We start from the raw sequence: 23644 nt of genomic DNA on the forward strand, positions 1-23644 counted from the left end.
AACAATGAAAAAAGTATTTATTTTATTATTCTTTATAAGTCTAAATTCGTTTTCTCAAGATGAACCTTCTTACACTACATTAAATACAAAAGAACTACATAATAAAGTTAGGTTAAATTATATTCTGGTACACATGCCAGATGAGCAAAATATTTATGGAGATAGTTATCAATTAAGACCAACAATGGGCTTAATAGGATTAAATTATAACATTCCTATTAATGATTGGTTATATACTGGTGCTGGTTTTCATTCAGCAATTACGGGAGATCAAGGTGGTTTATTTACTTTAGGTGTAAATTTAGGTGTTAATAAAAAACTATACAAAAACATTTATTTTGATGCTAACGTTCACTTTGGTGGTGGTGGCGGATATAGGGTTTTAGTTGATGGTGGGGGTATTTTATACACAAATATTGGACTTCAGTATAAAAAGAACAACTTCTCTTTTGGAGTGCAATATGGTAACGTAAATTTCTTTACTGGGTTTATAAAAAATGATAATGTATCTTTCTTTGTAGAAATACCAAGTACAATACGTGCTGCATCTTATGCAGAGGCACAAGAACAGTTTATCATAGACAACACCTCTAAAGATGAGTTTTGGAAAAAACCTGCTGTAAAAAGTGTACAACAAGTAACTTTCGATTACTTTTTTCCTTTTGGAGATTCTAGAACAGATTCATTTCAAGGAAACAAACCAATCAATAACACTTTATCAATTTTAGGTTTCGAATACCAACGCTACCTAACAGATAATACATTTATTTACACACATGTAGATGCAATGTACAGTGGCTTAATTGCTGGTTTTATGGATTTATTTTTTGGTGTTGGAAACAATTTTGTAGAAACAAAATATGTAAATTTATTTGGTAAATTTGGTATTGGAGCTGCAGGTGGAAGAATTTACCAAGAAGGTGGATTAACAATGTACCCAAGTGTTGGTGCAGATATAAAAATTACAGAAAAATTTGGATTAAGTGCTCATGGTGGTTATCACAGAGCAATTGGTGGTACATTTGAAGCCTATACTGCTGGTTTTAGTTTAAAATACTATGGTTTAAGTGGAGGAACTAAAGATCCTTTTTCTGATGAGGAAATTAAAAAAATTAAAACTCAAGGTTTACAATTAGCAGTAGAAAATCAAACTTATTTTGATGTCGCAAAATTTGGCATTCCAGATAGTGATTTACAGTTAATAGCTTTAAAAGCTAAATATGATTTAAACAACAGGTTTTATGTTGCTGGTGAAGCCTCTTTTGCATATTTAGGTAAATCTGGTGGTTATGCTCATGGAATATTTGGTTTGGGTATAAAAAGTAACAAATTTTTAAACGAAAAAGTTTCTTTATTTGCAGAAGCTGCTGCAGGTGTAGCTGGTGGTGGAAGAGTAGATTCTGGAGAAGGTGTTTTAGTAAGACCAACTTTAGGTATTAATTATCATGCTAATGATGCTTTATCTTTTTATGTTTCTGGTGGACAAATGTGGTCTCCTTTCGGAAATGTTAATTCATCGAATATAAATATTGGATTAAGCTATGGCTTTTCAATTTTAAATGCAAAAAAATAAATTTATGCTGAATGTCTTTCAGCAAAAAATAAATAAAAACGATTAAAATAATTAAGAATGAATAACGGAATCTATGCAAAATTCACCACTTCAAAAGGTGAAATTTTAGTACAATTAGAAAATGAAAAAGCTCCAGGAACTGTTGGTAACTTTGTAGCTTTAGCTGAAGGAAATTTAGAAAATTCAGTAAAAGACCAAGGAACACCTTATTATAATGGATTAAAATTTCATAGAGTTATACCAGATTTTATGATTCAAGGTGGTTGTCCATTAGGAACTGGAACTGGAAACCCAGGTTATAAATTTGATGATGAATTTCATCCTGATTTAAAACATGATGCTCCAGGAAAATTAGCAATGGCTAATTCTGGACCAGCAACAAACGGAAGTCAGTTTTACATTACGCACGTTCCTACTCCATGGTTAGATGGTAAACACACCGTTTTTGGTTCTGTAGTAGAAGGGCAAGATGTTGTTGACGCTGTTGCACAAGGAGATGAATTAACTTCTTTAGAAATCATTAGAGTTGGTTCAGATGCTGAAGCTTTTAATGCTGTTGAAGCTTTTAGAACTTTTGAAGGTTCTAGAGAAAAGCGTGAAGCAGAAGCAAAAGCAAAACAAAAAGAATTGTTAGATTCTGTAGCAGCTGGTTATGATGAAACTAAAAGCGGATTGCGTTACCAAATTTTACAAAAAGGAACAGGAAAACAAGCAACCAAAGGCGCTGGAGTTTCTGTACATTATAAAGGACAATTATTAGACGGAACTGTATTTGATTCTTCTTACAAGAGAAAACAACCAATAGATTTTAATGTTGGTGTTGGTCAAGTAATTTCTGGTTGGGATGAAGGAATTCAACTTTTACAAGTGGGTGATAAAGCTCGTTTTGTAATTCCATCTCATTTAGCTTATGGGTCTGCAGGTGCTGGAGGAGTAATTCCACCAGATGCAACTTTGATCTTTGATGTAGAATTGATGGATGTAAAATAATATTTCACCTAATTTATAAACTTAAAAAGCTTTCGAAATTCGAAAGCTTTTTTTTATTTTTTTTTTTAGAAAAAACATAACTCTACTTTTATTAAGAGTTGTTTTCTAAACACTTATGGGTGTTTTACCTTATAGTTATAGATAAACTTAAATATATTTTTGTAAGAACTAAAAAACTATAATTATGAAACATCAATTACTTAAAAATTATGTATTACTTTTTTCAATCTTTATCACTACAACTTTAATTAGTCAAAATGTAAATATTCCAGATTACGAATTTAAACAAGCACTACTTAATTATTCTCCAGCTATTGACACTAATAATGATAATCAAATTTCATTACAAGAAGCTGCTGCAGTTACTGTTTTAAATATTTCAGGTTATCAAAGCATAGAAGATATTGGAGGTTTATGCCCAGACCCAAATGACCCAAACTGCATAGGAGGTGGAGGAGGTATCATTTCATTTGGTATTTCTGACTTTACAGGTATTGAAGCATTTACGAACTTAACCTCTTTAACATGTAATAATAACGAACTTATAAGTTTAGACGTTTCTACTTTAACAAGTCTAACTTATTTAGATTGTTCTAATAATATAAACTCAATGGTTACGCTAGAATATTATCCAGGAATTGGTACGTTAGTTTTACCAACTTCTGGTACTATTGAAACACTTATATGTAATAATAACGATTTATCTACTTTAGACACTTCTTCACAAACAGCTTTAATTACTTTAAATACAAGTTTTAATAGATTACTATCATTAACGTTACCAACTACAAACACTTTAACATCTTTAAACAGTAGCCGAAATCAATTAACTACATTAGATGTTTCATTAAACACATCATTAGTAAGTCTAACTTGCGATAACAATAATATTAATAATCTTGCCCTACCAAATACTAACACTTTAACGTTTTTAAACTGCCAACGTAATCAAATAACTACATTAGATACTTCTAATTATACATCTTTAACAAGTTTAATTTGTGATAATAATTACATCAACAACCTTATATTACCCAATACAAACACTTTAAAAACTCTAAAATGTTTTGTAAATCAAATACCTAGTTTAGATGTATCTAATAATGCAGGTTTAACTCATTTAGACTGTAGGAACAATCCTTTAACAACTTTAGATGTATTACAAAATATAGCTTTAACAACTATAAATTGCTCTTCAACACAACTAACCAATTTAGATTTAACAAATAACACTTTATTAACAACACTAGCTTGTGGAGGTAATCAAATTATAGATTTAGATTTATCTAGACAGACAAGTTTAAATACTTTATACTGTAATAACAATCAACTAACAAGTTTAAATATAAAAAACGGAAATAACACAGCTCTTTCTTCAAATAGGTATAATACTACAAACAACCCAAACCTAAACTTAATATGTGTAGATGATATTTCTTACGCAAACTCTACTTTCATTAACAAAGATGCACAATCTTATTACTCTGATATTTGCTCATTTATACCAACAAATTCTAATACTATAACAGGAACTGTTTCTTTCGATTTTGATGCTAATGGTTGTGATCCTTTAGACACAAAGTCTATAAATACAAAATTGACTAGTTCTAGCACAAATACTTCTAACGTAACTTTTACAGATGCTAATGGACAATATTTAATGTATACTCAAGAAGCTAATAACACTTTAGATATTTTCACAAATCTACCAAGTTTTTTCACGGTTACACCAACAACACAAAATGTAAACTTTACAGGTTCAGGAGCAACACAAAATATAGATTTCTGTATCACAGCAAACGCTGTCGTTAACGACGTTAAAGTAAGTATATTACCTTATTCAGAATCGAGACCAGGTTTTCAAACTAATCTTCGAATTTATTATGAAAACCTAGGTTCAACAATTTTAAGTGGAGATATAAATTTAACTTTCGATGATTCTAAAGAAGTATTTATAAGCGCAACAGAAACAGTTGTTAATCAAACAACCAACTCATTAAGTTGGAATTACACAAACTTAAAACCTTTTGAAAAAAAGTATATCGATGTGATTTTTGAAATCAATAGACCAACAGATGCTGTTAATCCAGTAAATAATGGAGATATATTATCATACAGTTGTGTTATAAACCCTACTTCTGGTGATGCAAATCCTACAGATAATACAGCAAATTTAGACGATACAACTATTGGTTCTTATGACCCGAATGACATTATAGCATTGGAAGGAAATTTTATTGATGAGAATGAAGTTTCTAATTACTTAAATTACAGAATTCGATTTCAAAATACGGGTACAGCTTCAGCCATAAATATTGTTGTGAAAAATGAATTAGATACTGATTTAGATTGGGATTCATTTGAACCAATTACAGCAAGTCATGATTATAGAATTTCTATTAATGATGATAATAAAGTAGATTTCATTTTTGAAAATATTCATTTAGCGGACAGTACTTCTAACGAACCCGTAAGTCATGGTTGGATTTATTATAAAATTAAACCCAAAAGTACGTTTGCAATTGGAGATGTAATTGATAATACTGCTAATATTTATTTTGATTTTAATCCACCAGTTATAACAAATACATATCAGACTCAAATAGCAGAACCAGTAATACCAAGTGTTCCTGATTTAAAAGCAAAAGTATACCCAAATCCTACTAGGAGATTTGCTACAATTAAAGTGAATTTAAAAGGAAAACTAAAAGTTTATAACAAATATGGAGTGCTCGTTTACAAACATCGATTAAAAAAAGGTAAAAATAATTTTGATTTCGGTTGGTTACCAAAAGGAAGATATTTCTTGAAAATAAAATCTAAAGATCAAATTATTCATAAGAAATTAGTCATAAAAAGAAGAGGAAATGGTCACGGACACGGACATGGGCATGGAAATCACAACAATAGTCATGGAAGACATTGTAACCACAATAATGATTAAACCAAAAAAAAGGAAGCTAAATAGCTTCCTTTTTTTTTACTTATATGAATTTTAAGAATACATTTTTTCTCGTAATTCTTTAATTTTTGGATCTGATAAATAATCATCAAAAGTAGAATGTCTATCAATTACACCTTTTGGCGTTAACTCTATAATTCTATTGGCAACAGTTTGTGCAAACTCATGATCATGAGTAGAAAACAAAACTGTTCCTTTAAAGTTGATTAATGCGTTGTTTAAAGATTGAATAGATTCTAAATCCAAGTGATTTGTTGGCTCATCTAACACTAAAATATTAGCTCTCTTCATCATCATTCTAGACAACATACAACGTACTTTTTCTCCACCAGACAAAACGTTACTTTTCTTTAACGCTTCTTCTCCAGAGAAAATCATTTTACCAAGAAAACCTCTTAAATGTACTTCTTCTCTCTCCTCTTCTGTTTGTGCATATTGTCTTAACCAATCTACCAAGTTTAATTCTCCGTCTTGGAAAAAACTTGAATTGTCTAAAGGTAAATAAGATTGTGTTGTGGTAACTCCCCAAGAAAATTCACCTGAATCTGCTTTTTCATTCCCCATAATAATTTGATAAAATGCAGTAATTGCTCTCGAATTCTTCGAAATAACTGCAACTTTATCTCCTTTATTAAGGTTTATATGTACATCATGAAACAGTTTTTCTCCTTCGAAAGTTTTAGACAATTCTTCTACTTGTAAGATTTGATCTCCTGCCTCTCTATCTCTATCAAAAATAATTGCAGGATAACGTCTACTAGATGGTTTAATATCTTCAACGTTTAATTTATCAATCATTTTTTTACGAGAAGTAGCTTGTTTGGATTTTGCCATATTCGCAGAAAAACGACGAATAAACTCTTCTAACTCTTTCTTCTTATCTTCTGCTTTTTTGTTTTGTTGTGCTCTTTGTTTTGCAGCAAGCTGACTAGATTCATACCAGAAAGTATAATTTCCAGAATAATGATTTATTTTACCAAAATCAATATCAGAAATGTGTGTACAAACAGCATCTAAAAAGTGTCTATCATGAGAAACCACAATAACACAGTTATCGAAATTTGCAATAAAGTTTTCTAACCAAGCAATTGTTTCAAAATCTAAATCGTTGGTAGGCTCATCCATAATTAAAACATCAGGATTGCCAAATAAAGCTTGTGCAATTAACACACGTACTTTTTGTTTACCATCTAAATCTTTCATTAAAGTGTAATGATGCTCTTCAGAAATACCTAAATTAGACAACATTGCAGCTGCATCAGAATCTGCATTCCAACCATTCATTTCTTCAAATTTAATTTGAAGCTCGCCTATTTTTTCAGCATTTTCATCTGTATAATCTGCGTATAATTCGTCTATTTGTTTTTTAATTTTAAACAAATCTTTATTTCCCATAACCACTGTTTCTAAAACAGGAAACTCATCAAAAGCATAGTGGTCTTGGGTTAAAACAGACATTCTTTTTCCTGCTTCTAGATGTACTTGTCCAGAAGTTGGTTCTTGTACATTAGAAATTATTTTTAAGAAAGTAGATTTTCCTGCTCCATTTGCGCCAATAATTCCATAGCAATTTCCTTGCAAGAATTTTGTATTAACATCATCGAACAAAACACGTTTGCCAAACTGAACAGATAAATTAGAAACTGATAACATAGTAAGTACTCTTTTTTAATTTTGTGCAAAAGTACGAATTAGATTTTTCTTTTTAACATTGATTTTGAACCGTTTTTAAAGAAAAAAACTTCCATAACTTTAACCATTATTTTATAACTTTTTTAACAACGAATTAACAAGACTACCTATATTGAATACCTAAATTTGTAGAAGCTTTTTTTGAGCCCTTAAACTATATGATAAAAAGAACTCTTACTTATACTTCGCTTTTAACTTTGCTCTTTTTTATTAGTTGCAATACTAGTAAAGACAAAGATTCTGCTACTTATTTTGGCGGAAAAATTATTAACCCGAAGTCTAAATTTGTAACCTTACATTCTATGGAGAAAATCATAGATACGTTATTTTTAGATGAAAATAATAGTTTTTTAAGCAAGTTAGACAACTTAAATGAAGGCTTGTACTACTTTATTCATGGTAATGAAAATCAGTATATTTATTTAGAACCAAAAGATAGTTTAATGTTGCGTCTAAATACTTGGGATTTTGATGAATCTCTTGTATTTGCTGGTACAGGTGCAGAAAGAAACAATATTTTAATTGATTGTTTTTTAGAAGAAGAAAAAGACGACAAAGCTACTTATAAGTTTAACAAGTTGGCTCCAAAAGAATTTAAAGAAAAAACAGATTCTTTAATTCGTTTAAAATTGGCAACATATAATAAATATGTAGAAAACCATCCAGAAGAAACTTTAGGTTTTAATAATTTATTAAAAGTAGCATTAACTTATCCTATTTATTCTAGAGTAGAAAGGTATCCTATAATGAGTGCCAAATATTCTAAAACGAAAGAATTTCCTAAAACTGATGGTAATTTTTATGATTACAGAAATGAAATCACCATAAATAAAGATTCTTTAATGTACTATGGTCCTTATTCTAAATATGTAAAAAACTTTTTATACAACACTACATATGCATTGGGTCATAAACCAATGACAAATGAATATTCTACTAGTTTTACAAACGATTTATTAAATACAATTGATGCTAAAATTAGCTCGACAGAATCTAAAAATGCGTTTTTAAAACAAACTGTTATTGGGCATTTCTATAGAAAATCTACCTGTAATGTAGATGAAAAAGCATTTAATAATTTCTTTAAATTAAGTACCAATAAAGATGATATTAATCAAATACGTTTGTTATTAAATGATAGCAAGTATCTAGAAAGAAATAAAAAAATTATAGATTTTACAGTTACAGATTTTAATAATGGTAAATATCCTATTGATAAAGTAATAGATAATAAAAGTACTTGTTTGCTTTTTTGGAATCCAGAATACTTTACTAAAAGCTATATTTCTTCTAGAATAAACTTTTTATCAGACAAATTTCCAGAAATACAATTTATACAAATAAAATTCGATTGTAATTCTTCAGACAGAATTCATAATTTAGATATTAAAAATCAGTTTTTTATTGATAAAGAAAGTGTTGCAAACAACTTTTTAACTAGTAAAATGCCAAGAGCTATTTTAATAGATAATAACGGAAAAATTGTAAATGCCTTTGCTTCTATTTCTTCTAATAATATCTACTCTCAACTGAAAGAATTGAGTAAAAACTAATAATTGACTTTACTCTTTCTATGTCCATAATTTTTTGTACCTTTGCACGATTTTAATTTTGAGTCTAACTCGTTTAAAATCAGTCCGAATTTATAATCGGGTTTGCAGGTGGGCGTTCTGTGAATCCATAAAAACACAGTAATGTCAACATTTAAAGAATTAGGTTTAAAAGAACCTATCATTAGAGCATTAACAGATTTAGGTTACGAAAAACCAACTGTTATTCAAGAAAAAGCAATTCCGCAAATTATTTCTTCAACAGACGATTTAAAAGCATTTGCACAAACTGGTACAGGTAAAACTGCTGCCTTTAGTTTACCTATTTTAGAGCTTTTAGACGAAAGCAATAGCAATGTACAAGCAATTATATTATCTCCAACAAGAGAATTAGCGGTACAAATTGGTAATAACATTAAAGATTTTTGTAAATATTCTAAAGACATAAAAGTAACTACTGTTTATGGTGGTTCTTCTATGGAAGATCAAATTAGATCTTTAAAAAGAGGTTCGCAAATTGTAGTTGGAACTCCAGGTAGAACTGTAGATTTAATTAAAAGAAGAGCTTTAAAATTAGGAAGCGTTCAATGGCTTGTTTTAGATGAAGCTGATGAGATGTTAAACATGGGTTTTAAAGATGAACTAGATAAAGTTTTAGAAGCAACTCCAGAAACCAAACAAACCTTATTATTTTCTGCAACATTTCCTAGAGAAGTAGAAGCTATTGCAAGAAATTATATGACCAAGCCAGTAGAAATTACTTCTGGTCAGAAAAACCAAGGTTCAGACAATGTAAGTCATGAGTATTATTCTGTTACAGAAAGAACTCGTTACCCAGCATTAAAAAGAATTGCAGATTTAAATCCAGATATTTATGCAATTATCTTCTGTAGAACTCGTAGAGAAACACAAGAAGTTGCAGACAATTTAATAAAAGACGGTTATAGCGCAGATTCTTTGCATGGAGATTTATCTCAAGCACAAAGAGATTCTGTAATGGGTAAATTCCGTAAAAAAACAATACAAATATTAGTTGCTACAGATGTTGCAGCTCGTGGATTGGATGTTACTGAATTAACACACGTTTTAAACCACAAATTACCAGACCAAATAGAAAACTACACACACAGAAGTGGTAGAACTGGTAGAGCTGGTAACAAAGGTATTTCTATAGTTTTAGTGAATGGAAAAGAGAAAGGTAAATTACGCCAGATCGAAAAAATCATTCAGAAGAAATTTGTAGAAACAAAAGTGCCAACTGGTAAAGAGATTGTACAAAACCAATTAATGAACTTAATTGACAAAGTACAAGCTACAGAGGTAAACGAATCTGAAATTAGCGAATTCTTACCAAGCATCTACGAAAAATTAGAGAGCTTAAACAGAGAAGAATTAATACAGAAGTTTGTTTCTTTAGAGTTTAATACCATGTTAGCGTATTATGAAAACGCAAAAGATTTAAACGATTTATCTTCTAGAGACAATTCTAGAGCTAGATCTGTAGATGAAAACATGACGCGTTTCTTTATTAACATTGGTAGAAAAGACAACTTAAATCCTGGTAAATTAATAGGTTTAATTAACGAGCAAAATATTGGCGATAAAATAGAAATTGGAGCTATCGACATTTTAGATACGTTCTCTTTCTTTGAAATTGATAAAAATTACGAAGACAAAACTTTAGAGGCTTTTTCATCGAATCAACCAGATTTTGATGGACGTTCTGTAAACGTAGAAGTTACCAAGAAAGAACGTTCTGGTGGCGGAAGAAGAGGTGGTAAAAAACCTTTCGGTAAAAAAGATGGTGGTTTTGGAAGACGTAGAAGTTCTGAAGGTGGTGGTTCTTCCTCTAGAAGAAGTAGCGACTCTAGAAGTACCAGCAGCCGTGGAAGATCTGACAGACCTGATAAAAATTCTGGCGGAGACAGAAAATCTAGCGGTTTCGGAAGAAAACGTAGAGAAAGTTAAATTTCTTTTTTAGATATACTATTGAAAACCTCACAGAAATGTGAGGTTTTTTGGTTTTAGGAAAATAGGGGTTTTTACTGGTTGATTTTTTAGTTAAAAAAATGTAGCTTCGCTAACTCATCATAAAGTGAATTAAAACTCACCTTATCAATCAAGTTGCCATTAATACAAAAAAAATCTGTCTTCGAAATTAAAATTGTTGAATAATTTGGAAAATGTTGCCTTTTTAGGTAACTTTGTTTTGGAATTAAAAAACAGATACAATTGGCTGAATTTGAAAGAGAGATAATCCCATATGAAAATCACTTTTGGGATTTTTACAATAAACTTGAATCGAAAGTTAAGAGCAAGTTTGATTGGACAATCTCACTTATCGAAAGGACAAAAATAGTTCCTAAACAATATTTCGACCATATGACTGGAACGGATGGACTTTGGGAAATACGAGTAAAATCTGGAAATAATATCTTCAGAGTATTTTGTTTCTTCGACAAAGGAAACGTTATTCTGCTATTGAACGCATTTCAGAAAAAAACTCAAAAGACACCAAAAAAGGAAATTAAAAAAGCAGAAATGCTAAAAAAGAAATATTATGAAAACAAAGGAAAATCCTAAAAGCTGGAAAGAACATATTAATAATAAATATGGCGAGAAAGGAACGGAAACTCGAGAAAAATTTGAGGAAGAATTTGAGACTTTTCGAATTGGTGTTTTAATTCAAGAAGCAAGAAAAAGACAGAAACTAACTCAACAACAATTAGCGGAAAGAGTAGGAACAACTAAAAATTATATTTCAAGAATCGAAAATAATGCAAGTGATATCAGACTTTCGACTTTAATGAGAATAATACGAGAAGGTTTAGGCGGAAGTTTAAAATTATCGGTTGACATTTAAAATCGGAAAAAAAGTACTAATGGCAACAATGTGTATAATTAATTGCTTGGTTCTCGCCTACTTACGAAAGTCCTCGCGGACTTTCTATTCCGTGATTATTTACTAAATTCGTTGCTTAACCACGCAACTAATCATACACACAAACGTTAGCGAAACATAAACCTTAATGCCTTTTTCCTTCCTTCAACAATTCAGGAAACTTCTTTTTAAATCGATTTAATCGAGGAATAGAAACTGCTTTTACATAGCCTTGGTTTGGGTTTCTACGTTCAAAATCTTGGTGGTAGTCTTCTGCTTTGTAAAACTTTTTTAGTTCTGCAACTTCGGTAACAATTTTACCATCGTACACTTCTTTATTCAGTTTAGTAATTTCGTTTTCTATAATTTTCTTTTCTGCAGCTGTTTTGTAAAAAGCAATAGATCTGTATTGAGAACCATAATCTGGGTGTTGTCCGTTTTTTGTAGTTGGGTTATGTGACCCAAAAAAGACAGTTACCAAGGTTTTAAAACTCACTTTTTCTGGATTGTAATAGACAGCAACTGCTTCTGCATGTCCAGTTTTTCCTGTTCCTATTTTTTCGTAGGTTGGGTTTGGCGTATTACCACCAGCATAACCAGAAACTGCTTCCTCTACTCCATTTACACTTTCAAAAATTGCTTCTACACACCAAAAACAACCACTTGCAAAATAAGCGATTTCAGTTTTTGCTGTAGGTATATAGGTTGCTTTTGTATTGCTTTCCTTTTTGTTAGAAAAACCAAAGCAAGAAATTAACAAAACGGCACAACTTACTATAAATACGGACTTAAAAATTTTCATTTATTTGTTTTTTAGTTTCCCTTTTAAGAGAATTATATTAGACACCTTTTCATGTTTTTTTCAATAAAAAAATTACACCGAGAAAATGAAACACATTCTCGGCATAATTTTAAGAACTTTCAATTCAAAAATAACATTTGAATTACTTAATGAGTCGTAATAAAGAAGCTCTTTATACAATTTGTTTACAACTTTAGCATTTTGTTAAGAAACCTCCTTGTGCAAAATAACATAGATAACTATTTTTGTTAACCCAATTAGTAAACAATAAACCTTGTCTCCTTGAGCGCAGTCGAAAGGTTTATTGAGAGTTCTAGACTGTGCTCAAACAGACAAAAAAAAAGATAAATGGAGCATTTTATAGTTTCTGCACGTAAGTATCGTCCTCAAAATTTCGAGGATGTTATTGGGCAACAAGCCATTACAAATACGTTAGAGAATGCTATAAAAAACAATCATTTAGCGCAAGCTTTATTGTTTACTGGACCTCGTGGAGTTGGTAAAACTTCTTGTGCTAGAATTTTGGCGAAGAAAATAAACCAACAAGATGCAGAACTTTCTGAAGACGAAGATTTTGCTTTTAATATTTTTGAACTCGATGCTGCTTCTAACAATTCTGTAGATGATATTAGAAGTTTAACAGACCAAGTTCGTATTCCACCACAAACAGGAAAATACAAAGTTTATATTATAGATGAGGTACATATGTTATCTCAAGCAGCTTTTAATGCTTTTTTAAAGACGTTAGAAGAACCTCCTGCACATGCTATTTTTATTTTAGCAACTACAGAAAAACATAAAATAATTCCGACTATTTTATCTCGTTGTCAGATTTTCGATTTTAAAAGAATTGGTGTTTTAGATGCAAAAAACTATCTTAAAACCATTTGCGAGAAAGAAAATATTACTGCAGAAGATGATGCGTTGCATATTATAGCACAAAAAGCAGATGGCGCAATGCGAGATGCTTTATCTATTTTTGATAGAGTTGTTAGTTTTTCTGGAAAGAATTTAACTAGAGAAGCTGTTACAGAAAACTTAAACGTTTTAGATTACGAAACCTATTTTGGAATGACAGATTTGTTGTTGGGAAATAAAATTCCGGATGTTTTAAATGCGTTTAATGCTGTTTTAGCAAAAGGTTTTGAAGGACACCATTTTATAAACGGATTGGCAAGTCATTTTAGAGATTTGTTAGTTGCAAAAGACAAAGCTACGTTAGAATTGTTAGAAGTTGGCGATGCTGCAAAAAAGAAATATTTAGCACAAGCAACCAAAGCAAGCATTCCTTTTTTAATGCAATCTATAGACAAAGCAAACCAATGCGATTTGAATTATAGAGCAAGTAAAAATCAGCGTTTGCTGGTGGAATTATCTTTAATGCAGATTGCCTCTATCACTTTTGATGGAGAAAAAAAAAAGTCACCTAACTACATAATTCCCGCTACATTTTTTCAGGCGCTTTCTCCTGCTGTAAAAGAAATTGCAAAACCGATTCCGAAAAAGGTTGAAACAATTAAGCCGCAGCAAAAACAAGTTGTTCCAGAAACAAAAACGCAACCGAAAAAACCAATTATTTTAGAGAATGTAAAAAGACGTACTTCTGCCTTTTCTTTAAAGAGTATTCATCAGAAAAAAGAAACTAAAAAGGTTGATGTTGAAGAAAATTACGACAGCCATCCAAAAGATGTTTTTACACAAGAACAGCTTCAAACTTTATGGAAAGAATACACTGCTTTAATGTTGCAAAAAGGAGAAAGAAGTATGGCATCTATTATAGGCACAGATGTTCCTGTATTGCATGAAAACTTTAAAATTCAGTTTACGCTTCCTAATAAATTAATGCAAGATCAGTTTCATAAAGGAAGACCAAAATTATTAAAATTCTTACGAGAAAAACTAAATAATTATGGACTTTCTATAGACACAAATGTGAATGAAACCATTGAGAAAAAGTTTGCATATACTCCACAAGAAAAATACAATAGATTAAAGGAGCTAAATCCTTTATTAGATAAATTACGCCAAACTTTTGAGCTGGATTTATAGTACTTTTTCTGTTTGTAAATCTAATTTCTTCCCTAAATAAGACAATATTAAATTCTCTTTAGACTCTTCTGTTTTTTCAAATTCTGGAATTAAATAAATCCCTGATCCTTTTTCAACAAATAATGGTACCGATTTTTCTTCTTTAGAAAGCATTTCTAAAAGTTTTAAATATTCTTCTTTAGACGTTACTTCTACTTCATGAATTACAGGATTTTCTCTAAATGCCTCACTTAAATTAATGTAGTCATCATTTGGTGTAAAAAAGGTTTCTCTTTCTATAGTAGATGATTCTTTAATTTCTTTAGACGAAGCTAATTTATAAGAACCATGTTCTCCAAAAACTTTAGAAAAACGATTAATTGCATGGTTGTTTACCATATCACTTCCTGTTAAAGCAATTAAATAACCTACATCATTCAACTCTATATTATCTGTTAATTCATCGTCATAAATATCAACTTTCAGTGCTTCTAAATCAGCATTTATAGCTTGCTCAATAAAGTTTTTATTAGAATCAATTAAAATAACTCTTTTTCCTTTTCCTTTTAAATAATTGGCAATTAATCTAGCAGAGTTTGAGGCTCCAACAAATAAAATAGCATCCGATTTTTTAAGAAAAACGCCCACTATTTTTGCAAACATCCTTGCTGTAGTTGCGTTTAATAAAACGGTTCCTAAAACAATCATAAAAACCAAAGGTGTAATATATTCTGCACCCTCTACTCCTTCTTTTAGTAATTTACTTCCGAATAAAGAAGCGATTCCTGCTGCTACAATTCCTCTTGGTCCAACCCAACTAATAAATAGTTTCTCATTGAATTTTAAATTGGAATTATACGTACTTAAAAACACTGCTAAAGGTCTAATTATAAAAACCACAATTGCAAATAACGCAGCCGTTTTCCAAGTATACAACAACATTAAGTCTTCAATATTGATATTTGCAGCAAGTAAAATAAAAAGCATGGAAATTAATAATATGCTTAAAGATTCTTTAAAATATAGTAATTCTTTTAAGTTTTTTAATTTTCCATTTCCTAAAACCATACCCATAACAACCACAGCTAAAAGCCCAGATTCATGTGCAAAAGTTTCAGACAAAACAAACACCAATAAGACTGCAGATAAAGAAACTACGTTTAAAAGGTAATGAGGAATTAATTTTTTATTGACTGCAAAAGCCAGTGCATGAGCAAAAGTAAACCCAAAAGTTGTTCCGAATAATAAAATTTTACCAAACTCTAACAAAGCAGTTTTTGTGAATCCTCCTCCACCTCCAACACTTATAAACTCAAAAACCAAAACGGCAACCAAAGCACCAATTGGGTCTATTAAAATTCCTTCCCATTTTAAAACAGTAGAAATATCTTTCTTTAAAGGTATGTTTCTTAAAATTGGTGTAATTACTGTTGGTCCAGTAACAATTATTAATCCAGAAAAAAGGAAAGATAAATCCCAACCTAAATCAAAAATATAATGAGCAACAATTCCTGCACCAAAAAATGTAACTGCAGAACCTAATGTAATTAACTTTGTAATTACTGGTCCAACATTTTTAATTTCACTTCTTTTAAGTGTTAAACCACCTTCAAAAAGAATAATACTAATTGCTAGAGAAACAAAATAATACAAACTACCACCAGGAAAGAGCCCTTTTTCGCCATTCCAAATTGGTTCTATCCATTTGGTACCATCTTCGCTTAAAAATTCTGCAGCAATTGGACCAACTAACAAACCTATTAATATTAAAGGTAAAATTGCAGGAATTTTAAATTTCCATGCAACCCATTGTGCTAATATTCCTAAAATGATAATTCCCGCTAATTCTAACATAAATATTTGTATCGTTGAAATGTAAATTTAAGAATGTTTGTGTATCCTAAAAATAAAAATCATAGTTTTTTTCTTTCTTATAAAGTTTCCTATCTTGTGCCAATAACCTAGTTTAAACTCCCTTTTTGCAAAATATTAAAACCATTTTAATTGGAATTGCCTTTTCACCCAATTTAAAACCGAACTTATTTGAAGCTGTTAGATTAGCTAATTTATTTGAAGCTGAATTAGTTGGCGTTCATGTTGGTGAAAAATCGAACGAAAAAGAAGCAACTTTAAAGCAGCTTTTATCTGAAGCAGATGTATTACACAAACCTTTAAAAACCATTTGGCAAGAAGGTAAACCAGTAGATGTTATTTTAGAAACTTGTACCAAAGAAAACATAGATTTGTTGATTTTAGGCGCCATTCAACAAGAAAATCTATTAAGATATTATGTTGGTTCTATTGCAAGAAAAATTACTAGAAAAGCACCTTGCTCTGTATTATTATTGATAAAACCTTCTATTAAAAGAGTTCTTTGTAAACACATTGTAGTTAATGGTTTACAAGACGAAAAAACAGAAGAAACTATAAAAACAGCTTTTGTAGTTGCAAATCATTTAAAATGTAAAAAAAATACAATAGTTGAAGAAATTAGTCAAGATGAATTGCATGTAAAAGTAAACGACGACAAGACTTTACGAGAAACAACCATTGCAAAAGAGCGTTTAAAAACAAGAGAAGAACAACGTGTTAAAAGTATTCTAAAAGAAATAAATGCAGATGATATTTCTGTAAAAACACAAAGTATTTTTGGTACAAGAGGTTATTCTATAGGACATTATGCTAAAGTTAAAAGAGCAGATCTATTGGTAATGAATGCACCCACCAAACTTGGTTTTTTAGACAGAATTTTCCCTCATGATATTGAATATATTTTATCTGAATTACCAACAGATGTTTTAATTGTAAAATAAAAGATGACAAAGAAAAATACTTTTAAAACATTTGTTAGCGATATACCCAAAAACCTTTTTTCTGGTTTTGTGGTTTCTTTAATTGCACTTCCTTTAGGTTTAGGTTTGGCTTTGGCTTCTGGAGCGCCACCAATTTCTGGAATCATAGCAGCAATTGTTGGTGGAACTGTAGTTTCACTTATTGGAGGTTCTCATGTAACTATTACAGGTCCAGGAAATGGTTTAGTAGTTGTTATTTTAGCAGCAATAACTGTTTTAGGAAATGGAGATATGTACCAAGGTTATTTATTTACATTGGCTGCTATTGTAATTTCTGGGATTATTATGATCATTCTTGGCTTTTTAAGAATGGGTTCTTTAGGCGATTTCTTTCCTGCGTCTGCAATACAAGGAATGTTAGCTGCAATTGGTATTGGTATTTTTGCCAAACAAATTCATGTAATGTTAGGAAGTTTAGATACAAAAGGAAGCATTATAGAGTTGTTAATTAAAGTACCAGAAGGAATTTTAAATCTTGTAAAAACAGATAATTCTAGTATGCTTTATGCTGGTATAGTAGGAATTGTAAGTTTGTTAATTATGATTTTTTATAGCAAAATAAGAAATCGCTATTTTCAATTAATTCCTGCGCCAATGTGGATTGTGGTTTTAAGTGTAGGAATGTATTATTATTTCGATTTGTTTTCTGCTGCAGAATATCCAATTCACGAAGATTTACTAATCAGTTTACCAAATGACATTTTATCTAATTTTGCTTTTCCAGATTTTGGTAAAATATACACTGCTAACTTTATAAATGCAGTTATTGGTATTACTTTAATTGCAAGTATAGAAAGTTTATTAAGCATAAAAGCTGTGGATAAATTAGATCCTTTAAAAAGAAGATCTAACGTAAATAGAGATATTAAATCTTTGGGTTTAGCAACTGTTATTAGTGGTTTTTTAGGCGGCTTAAATGTAGTAACTGTTATCGCTAGAAGTTCTGTAAATGTTCATAACAAAGGTTCTAATAGGTCTGCAAACTTTTTTCACGCTGCTTTTCTTGTTGTATTTATATTGTTATTTGCTTCTGAATTGCGTAAAATTCCATTACCAGCTTTGGCTGCAATATTAGTATATACAGGTTACAAATTGGCTTCACCAGAAAATATTAAAAAAGTATTTAAAATTGGAAGTGAGCAATTAATTATTTTTCTAATAACTCTATTTACAACCATTGCTACCAGTTTAATTTCGGGGATTTTAGCAGGAATTTTCGCAACATTTATCATACATGTTATTATTAATAAAAACTTAATGCTCTTTGTTAAAAACGCTTTAAAACCGAACGTTTTAATGTTTAAAGAAGATGATAAATATTACGTTAGTGTTAAGAATTTCTCAAGTTTTTTAAACTTTACAAAACTTAAAGCCAAGCTAAATCAAATTCCTGAAGACCAAGAAGCAATTATCGATTTTTCTCTCTGTGATTTTGTAGACCATTCTGTTATGGAAAACATGAGTAATTATGCAGAAACATTTGAAAGAAAAGGCGGACATTTTGAGGTAATTGGTTTAGATGATTCTAAATCTGGAAGTGAACACCCATTTGCATTACGTAAAATTTTACCAAAACAAATGGTTCCTAAAGAAGGAGTTTTAACAAAAAGACAAAAATCGATTGAAGCAGTTAGTGAAGAAATGCATTGGGAATACAATGCTTTTTCTAAACATGAAATGGAAGAATTACCTGCTTTTGGTTATTTTAAAACTCGTAGAATAGATAAAGTTTCTAACGAACTTTCTAATGAAAATTGTACACTTTTAGACGTACAATTTTCTGAAGGAGAACTGATTGCAAAACAAATTATTAAAGCAACTATGTTACATATTCATACTAAAAAAGATATTCCTGATTTTACTTTAGATAAAGAAGGAATTTTTGAATATATCTATCATTTTGCAGGTTATAAGGATATTGACATTGATGCTCATCCAGATTTTAGCAAACGTTTTTATTTATCGGGAAAAAGTGAAGAAAAAATTAGAGACTTTTTTACAGATGAACTAATTTTGTTTTTTGAAAGCAATAAACAATATCATATTGAAGCTTCTAAAGAAGGACTTTTAGTAATTGGTAATGAACGTTTGGCTAGTGTAAAAGAAATGAAAGCACTCGCCTATTTTGGTTCGAGTTTAAGAAAAATTATAGAAAAATGTTAGGATTACAGTTTGAAACAGCAACTTCTTGGGCAGAAATTGCCAAAGTAAATTTAGAGCAAATATTAACAGATCATGCTTTTTTAGAGCAAAAAGCAGCTTCAAATGCAGTTTCTATCATTATTAATTATTCTGAAGAAACTGAACTTGTAAAAGAAATGAGCAATATTGCTATTGAAGAAATGCAACACTTTAAAATGGTGCATTTATTAATGGTAAAACGAGGTATGGTTTTAGGTCGTGAACAAAAAAACGATTACGCCATTAGATTGCAAAAATTCTTTAATAAAACAAAAGATAGAACAGATGCTTTGGTGCAACGTTTATTAGTTGCTGCTTTAATTGAAGCAAGAAGTTGCGAGCGATTTAAAGTGTTTTCTGAAAACATGGAAGATGAAGAATTATCTAAATTTTATAAAAATTTAATGATTTCTGAAGCGGGCCATTACAGCACTTTTTTACAATTTGCACGAGAATACCAAGACAGAGAAATCGTTGATAAAAAATGGAATGCCTTATTAGCCTTTGAAGCAGAAATGATGAAAGAGCGTGGAAATTCAGCTAAAATTCATGGATAAAAAGATTCAAACTTATTACTTTGAACTTTTGAACAGTAAACTCTAAAGCATGTTTAGCAGAGAAGAATCAGAAAAATTACGCAAAGAATTTTGGACAAGTTTTGGGAAATCGTTTCCTAGAAAATGGTTGTTGTATAATACCAAAATTAAAGGTTTTGCTTTTAAGTTTGTGGCGGATAGAAAAAAAGCCATGGTTTGCTTAGATATAGAACATCCAGAAGATATTGCTAATGAGTTGCTTTACGACCAAATGATTTCATTAAAAGTATTGTTAGAAACGGAACTTCCGGAAGTTATTTTTGATGCTACTTACGAACTAAAAAGTGGTAAAATTATTCATAGAATTTATGTTCCGTTTGAAGGAAAATTTAGCATTTATAATAAAAATACTTGGCGAGATTGTTATGAGTTTTACATGGAAACAATGCCAAAATTTGAGCTTTTCTTCTACGAATATGAGGACTTTATAAATCAGGCAATATAAGTTTCTAACTGCAAAATGCTTTTAAACTAGCCCGCGTTAAGGATTGCAGTGGAAATCCTTTTTTCTTTTTAGAAAAAAGATTGCAACGAAAAGCCTGACCTGAAAGGTAACGCCATAAAAAAAATCGCCCATTGAGAGCGATTTCTAAAATTACTTTTTCTTTTTCTATTTAATAAAATTAATACTAAATGGATAGTTTGGTTCTTCGTTATTACTTGTTTTTATTGCATTTATGATTGGAAATATTAAGTAAAAAATTCCGATTGCGATAAATCCTAAAATACCTAAACCGAATAACAAAATTAACGGAATACATATTAATAAGTATATAAACATGGAAATTCTAAAGTTTAGAATTGCTTTTCCGTGAAAATCCATTCCTCTAATTTCATCTTTTTTTGTTAGCCACAATACTAGTGGTACTATAAAACCGCCAATACCTGTTATAAAATCTAATAACTGACTTAAATGGGTAATTACTAATAGTTGTTTATCTTCTTTCATCTTTTTTAAATTTAGTTGGTGTATTTATTAGACGCATAATTAGTTGTTTTGTTACAGTTTTTAAAAGAACCAGAAAGAACATGATTTCTTATTTATGCTGAAAAATGTTTAATAAATAACTCAAAACATTGCATTTAGCAGTATTATTCTTAATAAAATCTTAAAAACAATGCTAATTATTGATATGAGTTAAGATAGAAATTAAATGAGCAAGGAGAAACTTCTCTTTGATTTTATCTTTGTTAAAACAATTATTAATTAAAACACACATCATGAATTATTTAAATATAGACAACGAAAAAGTTTTACCTGTGGTATCTGAATTGAATGTTCTATTGGCAGATTATCATGTGTATTATCAAAAATTAAGAAATTATCATTGGAACATTTTAGGAAAGAATTTTTTTGAGTTACACATTAGATTCGAAGAAATGTATAATGACACAAGAATTAAAATTGATGAAGTTGCAGAGCGTATTGTTACGTTAAGGTATCACCCAATTAGTAATTTGTCTGATTATATAGAAATTTCTAGAATTAAAGAATCTAGTTCTTTATTGTCTGACATAGAAATGGTAGAAAACATTATTAACGATCATAGAATTTTATTAGAACAATTAGCAAAAGTTATAGACAGAGCTAATAAAGCTTCAGATGAAGGAACTGTAGATTTAATAGGCGCCTACATTAGAGAATTAGAAAAATCTACTTGGATGTTAAATGCCTGGTCTAAAAATACTGAAGATGAACTAAATAGCAGTTTTGTAAAATAATCAGTTCTATAAAAAAATTAATCACCACCCAATATAAATATAAATTAACATGAATAAAGTAGTAGAAAAATTAGAAACTTGGAAAGATATTTTTATTAAAAATATACCCAACATTGCCATAGCATTAGTAGTTTTAGTTGTAGCTTATTTTGCTTCTAGAGCAATGAATTCTATAGTTAACAAGACAATAGGAAAAAGAATTAGACAAAAATCTGTTAGAGATTTAGTATCTAGAGTTGCATCTGGTGTTACCATTTTAGTTGGTTTGTATTTAGCAATGACAGTTTTAAAATTCGATGATACATTAAAAACAATTGTATCTGCTGCAGGTGTATCTGGTATTGTTATTGGTTTAGCTTTACAAGGAACACTTTCTAACACCATTTCTGGTGTAGTTCTATCTTTTAGAAAGAATTTAAATATTGGTAATTGGGTAGAAACTAGTGGTTATTCTGGTGAAGTTATGGATATAAACCTAAATTACTTTGTAATTAAAGAAGCAGATAACAATATGGTTGTTATACCTAACAAAACTATTTTAGAAAGTCCTTTTAAAAACTATTCTTTAACCACAAAAATGAGAATTGCTATAGAATGTGGTGTAGAATATGGAGCAGATTTAGAAATGGTAGAACAATTAACAATAGATACAATTAGAACTAATTTTAATCAAAAAGAAATAGGGAAAGACGTTGAGTTCTATTACACAGAATTTGGAGATAGTTCTATTAATTTTTTATGTAGATTTTGGATAGACTCTGAAAACGCTTTAGAGAGATTAAAAGCAAAAAGTAAAGCAATGATAGAAATTAAAAAAGCATTTGATAAAGAAGATATTAATATTCCATTCCCAATTAGAACATTAGAATTTACCAATAAATTAAATGTGAAAAATAATATTGCTCGAGAAAAAGTCTCTGCAAATTAAAAAATCTAAAACATATTTATTTGAATTATAAAGTGAACACAATCTGTGTTCACTTTTATTTTTTTAAAAAATATTAAAATAAATAAGAATTCTCTTTTTTGCAATACAATTCATAAATAAACTTAAAGAATGACAGGTTTAGATAAACTATTCCTAATAAAACACCAAAAAAAAATTAAGAATAAATTATATGAGATAAAATCTAAATTAGATGAGCAAAGAGAGTTTTTAATATGAGTATATCTTTGTATTAGTAAGAAAAAGTTACTAAAATATTATTATTAATCATTAAAACATATACATTATGAAAACTTTAAAAATTACATTATTCACATTATTATTTTCAGCCACGGCAATTGTTGCACAAGACTCAAATAGAGATATGGCAGATAAAGATATGTCAGACAGATGGCTTGTAAGTGATTTCGAAAAAACTGTTGTTGTAACTGATGACAATGACACGTATTTAGTAAAACAATTAGAAGTTACTGAAGAATTTACTCCAGTAATGTTAGATCCAAAAGATAGATATAAACTAAACCAAGACATTATCTATATGCCAACAGAGGTAAGTAAAAAAATTAGATTAGATCATGATAAGGATGTTTCTTATGATAAAGAAGTAAAATTTAATTATGTAAAATCTGATAAAGTAAATTTAGATTTTACTTTAACCAAAACTGGTATTAAAGTAAAAGCAGATAACAAAGTAAAGATTAACAATATTATTGATAAAACTGGTTACAAAAGATCAATTGTAAAAAACAGAATTCAAAAAGAAGGTACTTATATTTTAGAATTATCTAATAGAGAAGAAATTGAAATTACAGTTACCGATTATAATATCATGAAATAATACCCCTCTAATTTTTTCATAGAAAAGGTCA

The 23644-nt window shown here is 29.7% G+C and carries 19 protein-coding genes; 15 read left to right on the top strand and 4 right to left on the bottom strand.

The annotated features are described in order from the left end of the window. Nucleotides 1–4 precede the first annotated feature (4 nt). The 3 genes from H9W90_RS06065 (at nucleotide 5) to H9W90_RS06075 (ending at nucleotide 5507) form a co-directional block, all read left to right on the top strand. Nucleotides 5–1573 carry a hypothetical protein gene (locus H9W90_RS06065; RefSeq protein WP_187483557.1) on the top strand — a complete coding sequence of 523 codons (1569 nt, stop codon included), beginning with the start codon at nucleotides 5–7 and terminating at the stop codon, nucleotides 1571–1573. Between the two features lie 57 nt (nucleotides 1574–1630). Further along, nucleotides 1631–2563, top strand: coding sequence for a peptidylprolyl isomerase (locus H9W90_RS06070; RefSeq protein ID WP_187483558.1), 933 nt, complete (start codon nucleotides 1631–1633; stop codon nucleotides 2561–2563). Nucleotides 2564–2747: 184 nt separating this feature from the next. Beyond that, nucleotides 2748–5507 (top strand): DUF7619 domain-containing protein, encoded by a 2760-nt coding sequence (locus tag H9W90_RS06075; RefSeq protein ID WP_187483559.1) that lies wholly within the window; start codon nucleotides 2748–2750, stop codon nucleotides 5505–5507. Between the two features lie 51 nt (nucleotides 5508–5558). Here H9W90_RS06075 and H9W90_RS06080 read toward each other — a convergent pair whose 3' ends face one another. Next, nucleotides 5559–7178 (bottom strand): ABC-F family ATP-binding cassette domain-containing protein, encoded by a 1620-nt coding sequence (locus H9W90_RS06080; protein WP_187483560.1) that lies wholly within the window; start codon nucleotides 7176–7178, stop codon nucleotides 5559–5561. A gap of 197 nt (nucleotides 7179–7375) precedes the next feature. On the opposite strand from H9W90_RS06080, the gene H9W90_RS06085 reads away from it, so the two are divergent. The 4 genes from H9W90_RS06085 to H9W90_RS06100 all read left to right on the top strand — a co-directional run bounded on the left by H9W90_RS06085 (nucleotide 7376) and on the right by H9W90_RS06100 (nucleotide 11630). Further along, nucleotides 7376–8770 carry a hypothetical protein gene (locus H9W90_RS06085; RefSeq protein WP_187483561.1) on the top strand — a complete coding sequence of 465 codons (1395 nt, stop codon included), beginning with the start codon at nucleotides 7376–7378 and terminating at the stop codon, nucleotides 8768–8770. Nucleotides 8771–8911: 141 nt separating this feature from the next. Further along, on the top strand, nucleotides 8912–10735 hold the full coding sequence (locus H9W90_RS06090) for a DEAD/DEAH box helicase (protein WP_187483562.1): 1824 nt from the start codon (nucleotides 8912–8914) through the stop codon (nucleotides 10733–10735). A gap of 264 nt (nucleotides 10736–10999) precedes the next feature. Next, nucleotides 11000–11350: a type II toxin-antitoxin system RelE/ParE family toxin gene (locus H9W90_RS06095; protein ID WP_367890067.1), complete on the top strand. Its 351-nt coding sequence runs from the start codon at nucleotides 11000–11002 to the stop codon at nucleotides 11348–11350. Further along, nucleotides 11328–11630 (top strand): helix-turn-helix domain-containing protein, encoded by a 303-nt coding sequence (locus H9W90_RS06100; RefSeq protein WP_187483563.1) that lies wholly within the window; start codon nucleotides 11328–11330, stop codon nucleotides 11628–11630. Before H9W90_RS06095 ends, H9W90_RS06100 begins: the two co-directional genes overlap by 23 nt. 163 nt (nucleotides 11631–11793) lie before the next feature. Here the strand turns inward: H9W90_RS06100 and msrA are convergent, their stop codons facing one another. Continuing rightward, a complete protein-coding gene (gene msrA / locus H9W90_RS06105) occupies nucleotides 11794–12450 on the bottom strand; it encodes a peptide-methionine (S)-S-oxide reductase MsrA (protein ID WP_187483564.1) in 657 nt (218 codons plus the stop codon). Between the two features lie 348 nt (nucleotides 12451–12798). Between msrA and dnaX the strand changes: the two genes are divergently transcribed. Next, nucleotides 12799–14499, top strand: coding sequence for a DNA polymerase III subunit gamma/tau (dnaX, locus tag H9W90_RS06110; protein WP_187483565.1), 1701 nt, complete (start codon nucleotides 12799–12801; stop codon nucleotides 14497–14499). On the opposite strand, the gene H9W90_RS06115 is transcribed toward dnaX, so the two are convergent. After that, complete coding sequence (locus tag H9W90_RS06115) at nucleotides 14494–16332, bottom strand: cation:proton antiporter (RefSeq protein WP_187483566.1); 1839 nt, start codon at nucleotides 16330–16332, stop codon at nucleotides 14494–14496. The genes dnaX and H9W90_RS06115 overlap by 6 nt on opposite strands. Before the next feature lie 125 nt (nucleotides 16333–16457). Here H9W90_RS06115 and H9W90_RS06120 point away from each other — a divergent pair, with 125 nt between their 5' ends. The 4 genes from H9W90_RS06120 to H9W90_RS06135 are packed head-to-tail and all read left to right on the top strand — an operon-like array spanning nucleotide 16458 to nucleotide 20552. Beyond that, on the top strand, nucleotides 16458–17291 hold the full coding sequence (locus H9W90_RS06120; protein ID WP_187483567.1) for a universal stress protein: 834 nt from the start codon (nucleotides 16458–16460) through the stop codon (nucleotides 17289–17291). Nucleotides 17292–17294: 3 nt separating this feature from the next. Then, nucleotides 17295–19493, top strand: a complete 2199-nt coding sequence (locus H9W90_RS06125; protein WP_187483568.1) for a SulP family inorganic anion transporter — start codon at nucleotides 17295–17297, stop codon at nucleotides 19491–19493. Further along, a complete protein-coding gene (locus H9W90_RS06130) occupies nucleotides 19487–20068 on the top strand; it encodes a MiaE family protein (protein WP_187483569.1) in 582 nt (193 codons plus the stop codon). Before H9W90_RS06125 ends, H9W90_RS06130 begins: the two co-directional genes overlap by 7 nt. Before the next feature lie 49 nt (nucleotides 20069–20117). Next, entirely contained in the window at nucleotides 20118–20552 is a 435-nt protein-coding gene (locus H9W90_RS06135) for a DUF4268 domain-containing protein (protein WP_187483570.1), read from the top strand. A 165-nt stretch (nucleotides 20553–20717) separates the two neighbouring features. Here the strand turns inward: H9W90_RS06135 and H9W90_RS06140 are convergent, their stop codons facing one another. Then, complete coding sequence (locus tag H9W90_RS06140) at nucleotides 20718–21056, bottom strand: DUF4870 domain-containing protein (protein WP_187483571.1); 339 nt, start codon at nucleotides 21054–21056, stop codon at nucleotides 20718–20720. A gap of 272 nt (nucleotides 21057–21328) precedes the next feature. Here H9W90_RS06140 and H9W90_RS06145 point away from each other — a divergent pair, with 272 nt between their 5' ends. The 3 genes from H9W90_RS06145 (at nucleotide 21329) to H9W90_RS06155 (ending at nucleotide 23613) form a co-directional block, all read left to right on the top strand. Beyond that, nucleotides 21329–21829 (top strand): Dps family protein, encoded by a 501-nt coding sequence (locus tag H9W90_RS06145; RefSeq protein ID WP_187483572.1) that lies wholly within the window; start codon nucleotides 21329–21331, stop codon nucleotides 21827–21829. 49 nt (nucleotides 21830–21878) lie between these two features. Next, nucleotides 21879–22757 (top strand): mechanosensitive ion channel family protein, encoded by an 879-nt coding sequence (locus H9W90_RS06150; RefSeq protein ID WP_187483573.1) that lies wholly within the window; start codon nucleotides 21879–21881, stop codon nucleotides 22755–22757. Nucleotides 22758–23061: 304 nt separating this feature from the next. After that, nucleotides 23062–23613 (top strand): hypothetical protein, encoded by a 552-nt coding sequence (locus H9W90_RS06155; RefSeq protein ID WP_187483574.1) that lies wholly within the window; start codon nucleotides 23062–23064, stop codon nucleotides 23611–23613. Nucleotides 23614–23644 lie beyond the last annotated feature (31 nt).

Origin of the sequence: Polaribacter pectinis, from assembly GCF_014352875.1 — a bacterium.
GTDB lineage: Bacteria > Bacteroidota > Bacteroidia > Flavobacteriales > Flavobacteriaceae > Polaribacter > Polaribacter pectinis.